A 14100-nucleotide genomic window follows, 5' to 3' on the forward strand; every position below is an offset into this window, starting at 1 on the left:
TTTAAATATGTGTATCGTACTTGTTATTTTGCTTTAAGTAAATAGAATTATTATTTCATCTATTATGCTTAAAGTAAAGTATTTTGTGATTAAATGATTAAAAAATAGGATAAACATACTTATTTTTACTATTTTTAAATTGTTGTTAATTTAGAACGATATTTCAAAAAATATAAACATTTTTGTATCGAGTTCAGTACAAAGAAACATGCTAATGTGTTGAGTAAATGAATTGTGTTGTTGGAATTGCATGTTGAATCAATATTTTATTAAATGATTACAAGAAGAATTTTTTCCTTCCTTATTATATTATTACTGGTGTTTTTAGACCAGAATTTTAGTTTTTCAAAAGAAGGGAGCCTTGCTGTTCCTTTCGATAAAACTATCGAGGCTGTATCTCATAGGTTGTCCAATGAGCTTTCAGAAAGTGTTGAAACAGCCAGAGCAGATCGCTTAATTAAACGATTTTTAAGAAAGTGGGAAGTTGCTGGAGCAACTGTTGCTGTGGTAAAAGATGAAAAGCTTCTTTTTGCCAAAGGATATGGATATGCCAATAAAGAAAAACAGGAATTGGTAAAGCCTTCTCATTTGTTTAGAATTGCCAGTGTATCAAAATTAATTACTGCCACTGCCATTATGAAATTGCAGGAAGAAGGAAAACTTCATATTAACGATTATGCCTTTGGGGAACACGGTATTCTTAATGATAGTATTTACTCCAATATTCGGGATAAAAGAACTAAACGGATTACTGTAGAGCATCTTTTGAGACATTCGGCGGGATATTCCAGTAAATATGGTGACCCCATGTTTTTACCATTGTCCATTGCTAAAAAAATGAAGGTTGAGCCACCAATTAGTGCAGAAACAACCATTCAATTTGTTCTTTCTCGAAGATTACACTTTACACCAGGTAGTCGTAGTGGTTACTCTAATTTGGGTTATGTAATTCTTGAAAAAATAATAGAAAAAGCTTCGGGTAAAGATTATGAAACCTATGTGAAAACTCATATTTTACAACCAGCAGGAGTCTTTGATATGCATCTCGGAAAAAGTTTGCAAAAAGATCATTTTGTGAATGAGGTGAATTATTACGAACAATCTAATGCAATAAAAATATCAGCTTTTAATGGATCTGGTAAAACAGTATTTAGATCTAATGGAGGTAATAATCTGCAAGCTCTGGGTGGAGCTGGAGCTTGGGTTGCTTCGGCAGCCGAATTAATGAAATTTATGCTGGCAATTGATGGAGATAATGCTCATCCTGATATTTTATCGCCAAAGAGTGTGAGGTATATGACTAAGACAAATAAAAAGGGGTTTAGTCCTATTGGCTGGAAAGGTACAAGAAAAGGAACCTGGTGGAGAACAGGTACACTTGCAGGTAGCTCGGCTTTACTTAAGCATCAGGTTGGAGGATATAGTTTTGTAATTATTACCAACAGCTCTACATGGAGAGGTTCCGACTTTACTAAAGATTTAAGTGTGCTTATGAGCCGTGTGTTACGCTCAGTTAAACACTGGCCTTCGCAGGATTTATTTAATCACTTCGAGGCTAAACCGGAAGTGATTGCTCTCGATAAATTACCACAATTCGAAGATTGGAGTTAATCTTAAATCCATTTGAATGATCAACAGGTATAATATGTAAATGTTTAAGTAATATGTTGATTTTTGTATTAAATTGTAAGTTAAAATTACAATTAATTACAATTTGATACTTAAAAACTGTAAAAATTCTATTAATTGTTAATCTAGTTTGGTAGTTTTGCAATAATTAGAAAAACAACTTAAACACAAACATATTTTAAACAATGGAAACTCGTAGAATCTTAGCTATTAATCCTGGATCCACGTCTACAAAAATCGCTGTCTTTCAAGGCGATAAATCTGTATTTTTAAAAAATATAAAGCATACTGCCGAAGATCTTTCACAATTTATTCATATTTCGGAACAGTTCGAATTTCGCAAGAATATCATTATGCAAGAATTGCTTGATGCTGAAATTAGAATCGATCTAATCGAAGCTGTAGTTGGTAGAGGAGGATTGGTAAAACCAATTGAATCGGGTATTTATGAAGTGAACGATCGCCTTAAAGAAGATCTTAAAGTTGGAGTTTTAGGTGAGCATGCCAGTAATTTGGGTGGATTGATTGCCGATAATATTGCTGTTTCATTACCAAATGCTAAAGCATATATTGCAGATCCTGTGGTTGTTGATGAAATGATTGATGTTGCCAGAATTTCCGGTCATCCTGAATTTCAACGAGTATCAATTTTTCATGCTTTAAACCAGAAAGCAATTGGTAGAGCCTTTGCACAATCTATCGATAAAAAATATGAAGACATTAATGTAATTGTTGCTCATTTAGGAGGAGGAATTTCTGTTGGAGCACATCGCAAAGGAAAAGTGATTGATGTAAATAATGCTCTCGATGGAGAAGGACCATTTTCTCCGGAACGTTCGGGTTCATTACCTTCGGGAGCTTTAGCAAAGCTTTGTTTTAGTGGTGACTATACTCTTAACGATGTTAAGAAAATGATTAAAGGAGAAGGCGGACTTGTAGCTCATTTGGGAACAAACGATGCTTACGAAGTAGAATTAAAAGCTAAAGATGGTGATGAAAAAGCCAAATTAATTCAGGATGCTATGTCGTATCAGGTTGCTAAATCGATTGGCGAAATGGCAGCAGTTTTAAAGGGTGATGTCGATGGAATTTTATTGACCGGAGGTATTGCTCACAATCCTTATTTAGTAAATTATATTAAGGAAATGGTTTCTTTTATTGCACCACTTGCTGTTTACCCGGGCGAAGATGAAATGAAAGCTCTTGCCATGAATGGTTTTATGGTATTAAGAAACGAAATTGAACCAAAAATATATAATTAGATTACTAATCTTTTAATAATTAAAGCCTTCGATAATTGTCGAAGGCTTTTTTTATGCTTTTTTCTGAAATTGTATAGTTTTTAAGAAGTCTAAATTCAAATTAAGTATGTTCGTTTATGTGTTATGTTGATCAAAATAAAAATATTTATTGTGATTAGGGCTGCTGGAATATTAAATTTTATAGGCTATTTGGCATTTTTATATTTTTAAGTTAACTATTTTTTCACCTAAACAATTAATTTATTGGGTTTTAAACTAAATCAATTAAATAGAGAAAAATTTCTTTAATTTTTTTAACTTATTAGTGAAACTCTATTATTATTAACCTTTAAACCTTTAGTTTATGGATTTTCATGAAAAATTAGTGAACGATTTGGTTACCAAGCATGGAACAGAACGCGAAAATTTACTGCCCATTCTTCAAGGGGTAATTGATCAGGAACGGTATTTATCTGAAGAGGCTATTCTTAAAATTGCCAAAGAAATGAATATTCCAGCAGCCGATGTTTACGGAACAGCGAGTTTCTATTCTTTTTTAGATACCGAACCAAGAGGAAAATATGTTATTCGTGTTTGCAAAACCATAACCTGTGCAATGAAAGGTAAAAACCAAATTATCCAGGCTATCGAGCATTATTTAAAGGTAAAGGTTGGTGAAACTACACTTGATAAGAAGTTTACAATTTTAGAAACCAATTGTTTGGGCTGGTGTCATAAGGCTCCGGCAATGTTGGTGAATGATGATGTATACACCGAATTAACTCCCGAGATAGTGGTTGATATTCTTCGCCAATATCGAGAGAAAGACTAATCTTATAAATTTTAGTAAATCTAACATTTAAATACCCTTAGGTATGGCAACAATAAAGAAACAATTGCATAGAATCGATTTAATTTTTAAGAATGAAGAGGATTGTAAGGAAATTCTTCGACATGCACTAACAAGATCGAATCAGGAAGTAATTAATGAGATGGTAAATTCTGGGCTGAAAGGTAGAGGTGGAGCAGGATTTCCTACCGGATTAAAATGGAAGCTTACGGCAGAGCCTAAGGAAAAAGAGAAATATGTAATCTGCAATGCAGATGAAGGTGAACCCGGAACATTTAAAGATAGAGAGATATTAACAAGAGTACCTCATAAAGTACTATCGGGAATGGCCGTGTGTGCTAAAATTATTGGTGCACGAAAAGGATACATTTACTTGAGAGGAGAGTATCGTTTTTTGGTACCTGATTTAAAAAAAGAAATGAGAAAATTTCATGATATTCTGGATGATCTGGGTTTTGATTTTCGCGTTGAAATTTTTCTTGGAAGTGGAGCATATATATGTGGTGAAGAAAGTGCTCTTTTAGAGTCGATGGAAGGAAAACGTGGCGAACCAAGGAATAAGCCTCCTTTTCCGAGCGATAGTGGTTTTAAAGGAAAACCAACAGTGGTTAATAATGTTGAAACTCTGGCTCATTCCTATACAATTTTAAAATATGGAGCGAAAAAATTTAGAGATCTTGGGGTAAAAGATTCCAGAGGTTCTAAAGTATTTTCAGTTTCGGGAGATACGCCTATTCCTGGAATATATGAGTTGGAACTGGGTATGACCGTTCAGGAATTTGTAGATGATTTTGGTGATGGCGATACAAAGGCCGTTCAGGTAGGAGGTGCTTCCGGTTTTCTGGTGCCGCGTAAACGTTTTCAGAAAACAAATATTGGTTATCAGGGTAAGTTAACTGGTATTTCTTTGCCTACAGGAGGTTCGATGATGCTTTTTAATAGTTCCCGTTCCATGTATAATGTGCTAAATAATTATCTCGAATTTTTTGAAGAAGAATCCTGCGGACAATGCACGCCTTGCAGGGTTGGATGTCAGCAGCTTTTAAAAGGTATTAAAGCGGTAAAACGAGGAGAAAAGCCAGTTGCTTATCTCGATCAGCTATTGAAGCTTACCGATACGATGAAACTAACTGCAAAATGTGGTTTGGGACAATCGGTGGCTAATTCTTTTTCCTCTATTGTGGAGAATTTCCGAGAGGAGATGATCTACTAATAGAGAAGTTGTTCCAATAAACTATAATAATTAAAAACGTTTGATATGTCGCAAATGGTAAATTTAACAATCAATGGAATAGCTGTTAGTGTTGAGGAAGAAAAAACGATACTGGAAGCAGCTAAAAAATTACATATAAAAATACCTACACTTTGTTATCATAAAGATCTTTGTGTGGCAGGAAATTGTAGAGTATGTGTTGTTGAGCAAGTTGGAAATAATAAGCTTGTTGCTTCTTGTGCTACTCCTGTGGCGGAGGGAATGGAAATTAATACAAATACCCTTAAAGTTAGAAATTGCAGAAAACATATTATAGAGTTATTGCTTACTGAACACAACGAAGAATGTACCAAGTGTTATCGAAATGGGCATTGTGAGTTGCAGGAGTTGGCTGCAGAATATCAAATTACCAATCAGGATTTTATCGATTTAGTGCCTGATAAAAATTATACTATCGATCAATTATCTCCTGCAATAGTAAAGGATGATTCAAAATGTATACGTTGCCAGCGATGTGTAAGAACATGTGCCGAAATTCAATCTGTTGGTGCTATTGCAGTTTCTCATAAAGGGGCCGAAATGAAAATTTCCACATTCTTCGATAGACCTTTAGATGAAGTTGTTTGTACAAATTGCGGGCAGTGTATTGTTCATTGTCCAACGGGAGCTTTAACCGAAAAATCGTATGTAGAAAAGGTTTGGGATGTAATAGCTGATCCGGATGTTCATGTTGTGGTGCAAACAGCTCCGGCGGTGAGAGTAGGACTTGGAGAAGAACTGGGAATGGAAGCGGGAACTCGTGTAACTGGTAAAATGGTTTCGGCATTACGACGTTTGGGTTTCGATTCCATATTAGATACCGATTTTACTGCCGATTTAACTATTATGGAAGAAGGAAGCGAACTATTAACTCGCTTGAAACGTGCTTTGGTGGATGATGATCCTAACGTGGCTTTGCCAATGGCAACATCGTGTTCGCCTGGTTGGGTAAAGTATATCGAACACAAATATCCCGAATATTTACCTAATTTATCTACCTGTAAATCGCCTCAGCAAATGTTTGGTGCTCTTGCTAAAACTTACTACGCTAAAAATATTAATGTTGAGCCTGAAAATATTGTATCAGTTTCAATAATGCCATGTACCGCTAAAAAATATGAGGCTAATCGCCCCGAAATGAAGGATAGTGGATATAAAGATGTGGATTATGTGCTAACAACAAGAGAGTTGGCAGTAATGATTAAGCAAGCAGGTATCGAATTTGAAAAATTACCCGACGATAAGTTTGATTCCATCATGGGAACATCATCTGGTGCAGGAGTAATATTTGGTGCTACAGGTGGAGTAATGGAGGCTGCTTTGCGAACGGCTTACGAAATAGTTACAGGAAGAGAGGTTCCTTTCGAGAATTTGGATATTTTACCAGTTCGTGGTTTAGATGGTGTAAAAGAAGCAGTAATTCCAATTGAAGGAACTCTTGAGGAATGGAAGTTTTTAGAAGGTGTAGACTTAAAATGTGCCATTGCAAATGGTCTTGAAAATGCTCATAGATTAATAGAGGAAATTAAAGCAGGAGATAGATTCTATCATTTTATCGAAATTATGGCTTGTCCGGGTGGTTGTCTTGGTGGTGGTGGTCAGCCATATCCTGTTGATGATGAAATTCGTTTAAAGCGTATGCAGGCTATTTATGCTGAGGATGAGGATCTTCCAATCCGAAAATCACATGAAAACCCCGAAATTGTTAAGATTTATAAGGATTTCTTAGAGAAGCCATTAAGCCATAAATCACATAAATTACTTCATACATCCTATGTAAAGCGCGAGCAATATTAGTAATTTGTTGTAAAAGAAAGATCCGGTGTAAACCGGATCTTTTAAAATATTATTAAAATTGATTGATTGTTTTTCTTATAGCAACCAATTTGCTAAGTAAATCTTCCAGATAGTCGAGGTGAAGCATATTTGCTCCGTCCGATTTTGCATTTGCAGGATCGGGATGAGTTTCGATGAAAATACCATCTGCACCAACAGCAATACCTGCTTTGGCAATAGTTTCGATAAGCTCAGGGCGTCCACCAGTTACTCCACCAGCCTGATTTGGTTGTTGTAGTGAATGAGTAATATCTAAAACCACTGGGCAATTGTTCTCTTGCATTACAGGAATTCCTCTGTAATCAACAATCATATCCTGATATCCAAACATATTACCACGATCGGTAAGTACAACTTGGTTATTACCCGATTCGCGAACCTTATCTACTGCAAATTTCATAGATTCGGCAGCTAAAAATTGTCCTTTCTTAATGTTTACTACTTTTCCTGTTTTGGCAGCAGCAACCAGTAAATCGGTTTGGCGACATAAAAATGCAGGAATTTGCAATACATCAACATACTGAGCAGCAATTGCAGCCTCTTCAGCAGTATGAATATCGGTTACGGTAGGAACTCCAAAAGTATCGCTTACTTTTTTTAGGATTTTAAGGGCTTTTTCGTCTCCAATTCCAGTAAACGAATCTAATCGTGAGCGGTTTGCTTTTCGGTACGATCCTTTAAAAATGTAAGGAATCTCGAGTTTATTGGTAATTTCGACAACTCTTTCGGCAATTTTCATTGCAATTTCTTCTCCTTCTATAGCACAAGGACCGGCTAAAAGAAAAAAGTTACCACTATTGGTATGTTTAATATTTGGAATGTTTGTTATCATGATTTCTTATTTTTTTACACAGCAAAAGTAATTAATTTTTAGAATCGATTTTTCCACCAGCCTTTTAATCGTTCCCAAATTTTTAATTCTTGCTGATTTTTTTGTGGAAAGTAAATTCTTTGGTTCTTAATCTCGTCAGGAAGAAATTGCTGATCGACAAAATTCCCTGGATAATCGTGAGAGTATTTATAATCTTTTTTATAGCCTAATTCTTTCATAAGTTTGGTTGGTGCATTTCTTAAATGTAGGGGAACAGGAAGATTTCCGGTTTCTCTTACCAAAGCCTGAGCTTTGCCAATGGCCAAATAGGAAGCATTACTTTTTGGCGATGTGGCTAAATATACGGTAGTTTCCGATAAAATAATTCTTGATTCGGGCATTCCAACTACATTAACAGCCTGAAAGCAAGCATTGGCAAGTAATAGGGCATTGGGGTTGGCTAAGCCAATATCTTCGCTAGCCGAAATAACTAATCGGCGAGCTATAAATTTAGCATCTTCGCCTCCTTCAATCATTCTGGCAAGCCAATATACCGAAGCATCAGGATCGCTGCCTCTAATAGATTTGATAAGAGCAGAAGCAATATCGTAGTGCTGTTCTCCATCTTTATCGTACATCGATGGATTTTCCTGAAGTTCTTTTAGCACTAATTTATTGTTTATTCTTATTTCATCGGTAATTTGAGAATTAACAACCAGCTCTAAGATATTTAGCAGTTTACGTGCATCACCACCCGAAAATTTTAATAATGCATCGCTTTCTTCAATCTCAATATTTTTCTCTTTTAAGTAGCTATCATTTTTTATTGCAAAATCGATTAATTGCTGTAAATCTTCCTTTTCCTGAGCTTTTAGTACATAAACCTGACATCTTGATAAAAGAGGAGAAATTACTTCGAATGATGGATTTTCGGTAGTTGCCCCAATTAAAGTAACTGTGCCATTTTCTACCGCTCCCAATAAAGAATCTTGTTGTGATTTGCTAAACCGATGAATTTCATCGATAAATAAAATTGGATTTGGTGTAGAAAAGAATTTCTGTTTTTCAGCTTTCGATATTACTTCACGAACATCCTTTACCCCCGAATTTACAGCTGATAAGGTATAAAAAGGACGATTTAATTGTTTGGCGATAATTTTAGCCAGTGTTGTTTTTCCCACACCAGGAGGCCCCCAAAGAATAAAAGAGGAGATATTTCCCGATTCAATCATTTTTCTAAGAACGGCTTTTTCTCCTACCAAATGTTTCTGCCCCAAATAGTTTTTTAAATCTGTAGGTCTTAATCGTTCTGCTAAAGGTTGGTTCGCTGTCATTTATGCTTGTAATATCAGGTGAAATAAATATGTTCTACTCTTTGTTACAATATCGTTTTATCACATTGTAAGCGTTGGGTAATCCTAATTCTCCGGCTAAACTTAAATCTTCGTAGGCTAAAGCTTTATTGTCCATAATTAAATAAACTAAACCTCGGTTGTAATAGGCTTCTTTAAAATTCGGATCCAATTGAATGACCCAGTCGTAATCGGCAATGGCTTTTTTAAGTTGTTTCGATTTTGCATAAGCATTTGCACGATTGTAAATTGCAAAAGTAAAGGATGGATCAATTTGTATGGCTTTGGTATAGTCTTTTATGGCACTTCCATAATCTACAATTACTTCCTTATTATTTTTTTTCTCACCTGGTCGCAGGCTAATAACCGATTCGTTGGTTAATCCTACCGATTGAATATAGTCGGTCATGGCAACAACAGCATTGGCTCTGTTAAAGTACGCGAAAACGAAATCTGGATTTTCTTCGATAGACTTGCTAAAATCTTCAATCGCATTGTTGTATTTTTTATCCATAAGCTGATAGGTTCCTCTTTGGAAATAAGCACCCGACTGTTTTGCGTCTATTTGTTGCGTTGCCGAGTTTAGTTGTTTATCGATAAGTTTTTTAGGATATCTTAAATGGTTATTTGATAGGGTAAATGCTGGATTGTAGTTTTGCTTTTGGTTGTAACGCATTATGGTTTGATCGTAATATTGAATTTTTCCGGCACGAAGACTATCCATACTTAGGTGTGTAATATGAAAATTGTCTTCCAATTCTATGCTTACGTACTTATCCTGAACGCGTCCTTTTATAATTTTTTCCGTGAATGAATCTCTCGAGTTTAGATCGATTAGTTTTTGGAAATTTTCGGTTGTATCCACAAGGGCCGACATGGCTCCATCGTTTTTCATTTTCTTATACTTTTCGATAATCAGCATTGCCTGATTTCTATCTTGCATAGATCCTTTACGGTCGTTTAATTGAATTTTTGCCGACGATCTGGCCAAATAGGCTTTTGCAAAATCGGGATAAATTCGAATAGCAGTACTATAATCTTTAATTGCACCGTAATAATCACCAATATCCATTTTAACAAAACCACGGTTAAAATAAATAAGCATGTTATCCGGATTCATCTCCAATACACTATTAAAATCATCAATGGCAGAATTATAATCACCAATCTCCGACTTTAAAATTGCTCTGTTGTAGTAACAGTGCGCATTATTTGGATCAATCTCTAAAACTTTATTATAATCATCTAAGGTTTTTTGTAAATTTTTTAATTCATGGTTGGCCATTCCACGGCTCATTAAAACTCGTGTATTCTCGGGTGCTAATTTTAAAGCTCTGTTATAATCTTTAATGGCTTCTTCGTATTCTTTTTTCTTAAATTTTAAATATCCTCTGTTGCCATAGGCATCGGTTGAAAAATTATTAAGCTGAATGGCTTTATTACAATCCTGAATTGCTCCATCGGTATCGCCTAAATTATCGCGAACAAGTGCTCGGTTTAAATAAGCTCCCATTAGCTCAGAATCAATTTGAATGGCTTTGCTATAATTTTTAAGTGCTTCTTTGTATTTTTTTAAAGAGGCCAAACTGTTACCCTTGCTAAAATATATATCGGCTAAATTGGGCTTAAATTGTAGAGCTTTATCAAAATCTTCGATGGCTTCAGTATATTTTTTTAGGCTTTGCTTGGCAATTCCTCTATATAAATATGCGAAAGTATAATTCGGATTTAACTCAATTGCTTTTGTATAATCAACAATTGCACCATTAAAATCTTCAAGATACGATTTTGCTAATCCTCTAAAAAAATAAGGTTCAGGTAGGTACGCTTTTACCCTAATAATATCATTAAACTTTGTGATTGCCTCGGTATAATCATCAAAATAGATAGCATTTCGCCCTTTGTCGAAAATGTTATTTGTATTAAGCTGAGCTGATACAGTGAAATGTAGTAAGAGTGTAATGATTACAGAAAATAATTTGCGCATTGTAAATTGTTTTGGGTAAGGCTTAAATTTGATCTACAAATCTATAAAATTAATATTTCCTTCTTTTAATAATCGGTTTATAATAACAAAAATTGAGCCTATCTATTTTCTTTTCTTATTAAAAAAGCTTAAATTATTAGAAGAGAAACGAACTAATCAGGAGGTGGTTATGGGCAATATTTTATTAAAGTATATGGAGAAGAGGTTCGAGTCTAAAATTATAGATCCGAATAAAGAAATATTCTGTAAAGGACCTGTTGTTACTATTTCACGCGAATGCGGATGTTCTGCAATTAATATTGCAAACATTATGGTTGAGAAATTAAGCGAAAAAACAGGTACACAATGGAATTGTTTAACTAAAGAGATTCTGGAGCAATCTGCGAAAGCATTGAATCTTAATCCTTCTAAAATTGAGTATGTATTTAACTCAAAAGAGAAATCAACCTGGGACGAAATTTTTGCAGCTTTATCTAGTAAATACTATCAAAGTGACAGGAAGATAAAAAAAACAATTGCAGATGTTGTTCAATCTTTTGCATGTAAAGGGAATTGTATAATTATTGGTCGTGGAGGAGTGGTTTTATCCAGCAATATTCCAAGATCTTTTCATATTAAGTTGCAGGCTCCTATAGAGTGGAGGGCTGCACAATTGCAAAAAGTATATAAACTTAGTATGGATGAAATGATAAAATATGCTAAGGATATTGATAAAAAAAGAGAAATACTTAGAAACTATTTTAATAAAAAGTCACTTGCAAATACTGTTTTTGATGTGATATACAACGCAAAGAATCTGAACGAAGAACAAATTGTGGACTCCACAATATCTTTAATGGAGAAAAAAGGTGTTTTAGGAAAACAAATAGTAATAGGTTAACTAAAGTTTTTTGTGTGTGAATTGTTGGGAATTTTATGGATACCTGGCAACTCTTTAAAAATATAATTTTGCTTAAAATTTTATGCGGTTACTTTTATATTATAATTGTGTGACAATATACAACTAGAAAAATACAGGTTTAATCGAAAAATATCGGTAAACTGACAAATATCGTTGTCTGGCATATTGTTTTTGTTACTTTTGCAACCGTTTGAATAGATAATTAATAAATAGCAAAAGCAATGAAAATAAAGTTCCTTACCATTGGGCTTTTGGCTGCCGGTTTATTATTTTCCGCATCGGCCGAAGCTAAAAAAGAAGTTAAGAAAGAAAAAGAATCCTATCAGTTTACTGATATTAAAAGATTACCAGCTACATCGGTAAAAGATCAGCACAGATCGGGTACTTGCTGGGCATTTTCCGGATTATCATTTATCGAATCGGAAATGATAAGAATGGGAAAACCAGAGGTTGATTTATCTGAAATGTTTGTTGTGTATAATTGTTACTCTGATAAAGCTGTTAAGCACGTAAGAATGAATGGAAAATTCAACTTTGGCGGTGGTGGTGCTTTTCATGATGTAACTTACGTTATGAGAAATTTTGGATTGGTACCTGAAAGTGTATACCATGGAATTAAATATGGCGAAGAAGGTCATACTCATGGAGAGCTGGATGCAGTTTTAAATGATTATGTAAGTGCTGTTATTAAAAATAAAAATCGTAAGCTATCTCCGGTTTGGCATAAAGGTTTCGATGGTATATTAGATGCATATCTTGGCGAGAAACCAGAGAAATTTGAGTATGAAGGAAAAGAGTACACCCCAAAATCGTTTGCTAAAGATTTTGTAGGTGTTAATGCCGACGATTATATCGAGATTTCATCATATACTCATCATCCATTTTACGAAAAATTTATTATCGAAGTACCTGATAACTGGTTGTGGGATGAGGTTTACAATGTACCTATGAACGAAATGATGGAAATTATGGAAGGTGCCATTATGAAAGGTTATACAATCGGCTGGGCATCAGATGTAAGTGAAAAAGGATTCATGTATAGAAAAGGAATTGCAATTGTTCCGGATGCTACAACAAAAAATATGACTGATTCTGAAATTTCGAAATGGGAATCGCTTTCGAAAGACGAGAAAGATGCAAAGTTAAATGGTGAAGCTGGTCCTGTTAAAGAGAAAGTAATTACTCAGGAAATGCGCCAGATGGCATTCGATAACTATACAACTACCGACGATCATGGAATGCATATTGTTGGTATTGCTAAAGATCAAAAAGAGAACAAGTATTTTATCGTGAAAAACTCATGGGCTGCCGATAGCAACAAGTACGATGGTTACTTTTATGCATCTTACCCATTTGTATCCTACAAAACAATGTCGTTTATGATTCATAAAGATGCTTTGTCGAAAGAAATGAAAGCAAAATTGGGATTGTAATTCTAATTGAATAAAATAAAGAATCCCGACTAAAAGTCGGGATTCTTTTGTTTTAAACTATTTGATTTATAGAGTAAACAGACTTTTTCTGTTTATTAATAACATTAGTCTAATGATAAGTGTGAAAAAAGCATTAAATTAGTAGTTCTAAAATTTGAAAATTATTTAACTATGAAAAAATTTATTTTATCTGTAGCTATTTGCTTGTTCTCTACAGCAATGTTTGCTCAATTATCTTCACCTATTAGTTTAGGGTTACATGCAGGATTGGTTAGTACAAAAATGGATTCGAAAATTCCTGGTGCGACCACTATTAAGGATAAAGCTGACAATGGAATGATGTTGGGGGCATTTTTAAGAGTTAATTTAAATAAGTGGTATTTGCAACCTGAGTTAAATTATGTTTCTCGTAAAAGTGAAGTTGTATATAATGGTGAAAGTGGTGATGTTAAAACAAAAAGCATGGATATTCCTATTCTATTAGGGTATAAGCTTGTTAAATTGCCAGCTTTTAAATTGAGAGCATTTGCTGGGCCTGTGGCATCTTTTAATATTGACGATAGTTTTTCAGCGACCTTAAAGAATCAATTCCAAAATGAAGATTTAAAAGGAGCTGTTTGGAATGCCAAAGTGGGAGCCGGAGTTGATGTTTGGAAATTAACTTTTGATGTTGATTATGAATTTGGATTATCAGATGTATCTTCTGAGTTTTTGAAAAAGAATAAAATGTTTAATGTAACCTTAGGTTTTAAATTGTTCTAAAAACCGAGAAAAACATATTGATTAAGACTGCCAATATAAATTGGTG

At 34.4% G+C, this 14100-nt stretch carries 11 protein-coding genes; 8 read left to right on the plus strand and 3 right to left on the minus strand.

Translation table 11 applies throughout. The annotated features are described in order from the left end of the window. Positions 1–273: 273 nt before the first annotated feature. The 5 genes from ACT3CE_RS08500 (at position 274) to ACT3CE_RS08520 (ending at position 6769) form a co-directional block, all read left to right on the plus strand. Entirely contained in the window at positions 274–1611 is a 1338-nt protein-coding gene (locus ACT3CE_RS08500) for a serine hydrolase domain-containing protein (RefSeq protein WP_444709339.1), read from the plus strand. Between the two features lie 203 nt (positions 1612–1814). Then, complete coding sequence (gene buk / locus ACT3CE_RS08505) at positions 1815–2891, plus strand: butyrate kinase (RefSeq protein WP_444709340.1); 1077 nt, start codon at positions 1815–1817, stop codon at positions 2889–2891. A gap of 343 nt (positions 2892–3234) precedes the next feature. Further along, a complete protein-coding gene (gene nuoE, locus ACT3CE_RS08510; protein WP_444709341.1) occupies positions 3235–3702 on the plus strand; it encodes an NADH-quinone oxidoreductase subunit NuoE in 468 nt (155 codons plus the stop codon). A 43-nt stretch (positions 3703–3745) separates the two neighbouring features. Beyond that, positions 3746–4933 carry a complex I 51 kDa subunit family protein gene (locus ACT3CE_RS08515; RefSeq protein ID WP_444709342.1) on the plus strand — a complete coding sequence of 396 codons (1188 nt, stop codon included), beginning with the start codon at positions 3746–3748 and terminating at the stop codon, positions 4931–4933. 45 nt (positions 4934–4978) lie between these two features. Further along, positions 4979–6769 (plus strand): NADH-dependent [FeFe] hydrogenase, group A6, encoded by a 1791-nt coding sequence (locus tag ACT3CE_RS08520; RefSeq protein ID WP_444709343.1) that lies wholly within the window; start codon positions 4979–4981, stop codon positions 6767–6769. A 52-nt stretch (positions 6770–6821) separates the two neighbouring features. On the opposite strand, the gene kdsA is transcribed toward ACT3CE_RS08520, so the two are convergent. The 3 genes from kdsA to ACT3CE_RS08535 are packed head-to-tail and all read right to left on the minus strand — an operon-like array spanning position 6822 to position 10958. After that, on the minus strand, positions 6822–7640 hold the full coding sequence (gene kdsA, locus ACT3CE_RS08525) for a 3-deoxy-8-phosphooctulonate synthase (protein WP_444709344.1): 819 nt from the start codon (positions 7638–7640) through the stop codon (positions 6822–6824). Positions 7641–7678: 38 nt separating this feature from the next. Beyond that, positions 7679–8953: a replication-associated recombination protein A gene (locus tag ACT3CE_RS08530; protein ID WP_444709345.1), complete on the minus strand. Its 1275-nt coding sequence runs from the start codon at positions 8951–8953 to the stop codon at positions 7679–7681. A 34-nt stretch (positions 8954–8987) separates the two neighbouring features. Beyond that, positions 8988–10958 carry a tetratricopeptide repeat protein gene (locus ACT3CE_RS08535; protein WP_444709346.1) on the minus strand — a complete coding sequence of 657 codons (1971 nt, stop codon included), beginning with the start codon at positions 10956–10958 and terminating at the stop codon, positions 8988–8990. 169 nt (positions 10959–11127) lie between these two features. On the opposite strand from ACT3CE_RS08535, the gene ACT3CE_RS08540 reads away from it, so the two are divergent. The 3 genes from ACT3CE_RS08540 (at position 11128) to ACT3CE_RS08550 (ending at position 14054) form a co-directional block, all read left to right on the plus strand. Then, positions 11128–11838 carry a cytidylate kinase-like family protein gene (locus ACT3CE_RS08540; RefSeq protein WP_444709347.1) on the plus strand — a complete coding sequence of 237 codons (711 nt, stop codon included), beginning with the start codon at positions 11128–11130 and terminating at the stop codon, positions 11836–11838. A 242-nt stretch (positions 11839–12080) separates the two neighbouring features. Beyond that, the gene (locus ACT3CE_RS08545; protein ID WP_444709348.1) at positions 12081–13292 is read left to right on the plus strand and encodes an aminopeptidase C; all 1212 of its coding nucleotides are present in this window, start codon (positions 12081–12083) and stop codon (positions 13290–13292) included. A gap of 171 nt (positions 13293–13463) precedes the next feature. Then, complete coding sequence (locus ACT3CE_RS08550; protein ID WP_444709349.1) at positions 13464–14054, plus strand: porin family protein; 591 nt, start codon at positions 13464–13466, stop codon at positions 14052–14054. Positions 14055–14100: the final 46 nt, after the last annotated feature.

It is taken from the genome of Marinifilum sp. RC60d5 (assembly GCF_052400665.1).
Lineage (GTDB): Bacteria > Bacteroidota > Bacteroidia > Bacteroidales > Marinifilaceae > JBQTGK01.

Coding starts and splice junctions, on each gene's coding strand:
- ACT3CE_RS08500 (WP_444709339.1), top strand. CDS start 274: ATGATTACAAGAAGAATTTTTTCCTTCCTTATTATATTATTACTGGTG.
- buk (WP_444709340.1), top strand. CDS start 1,815: ATGGAAACTCGTAGAATCTTAGCTATTAATCCTGGATCCACGTCTACA.
- nuoE (WP_444709341.1), top strand. CDS start 3,235: ATGGATTTTCATGAAAAATTAGTGAACGATTTGGTTACCAAGCATGGA.
- ACT3CE_RS08515 (WP_444709342.1), top strand. CDS start 3,746: ATGGCAACAATAAAGAAACAATTGCATAGAATCGATTTAATTTTTAAG.
- ACT3CE_RS08520 (WP_444709343.1), top strand. CDS start 4,979: ATGTCGCAAATGGTAAATTTAACAATCAATGGAATAGCTGTTAGTGTT.
- kdsA (WP_444709344.1), bottom strand. CDS start 7,640: ATGATAACAAACATTCCAAATATTAAACATACCAATAGTGGTAACTTT.
- ACT3CE_RS08530 (WP_444709345.1), bottom strand. CDS start 8,953: ATGACAGCGAACCAACCTTTAGCAGAACGATTAAGACCTACAGATTTA.
- ACT3CE_RS08535 (WP_444709346.1), bottom strand. CDS start 10,958: ATGCGCAAATTATTTTCTGTAATCATTACACTCTTACTACATTTCACT.
- ACT3CE_RS08540 (WP_444709347.1), top strand. CDS start 11,128: ATGGGCAATATTTTATTAAAGTATATGGAGAAGAGGTTCGAGTCTAAA.
- ACT3CE_RS08545 (WP_444709348.1), top strand. CDS start 12,081: ATGAAAATAAAGTTCCTTACCATTGGGCTTTTGGCTGCCGGTTTATTA.
- ACT3CE_RS08550 (WP_444709349.1), top strand. CDS start 13,464: ATGAAAAAATTTATTTTATCTGTAGCTATTTGCTTGTTCTCTACAGCA.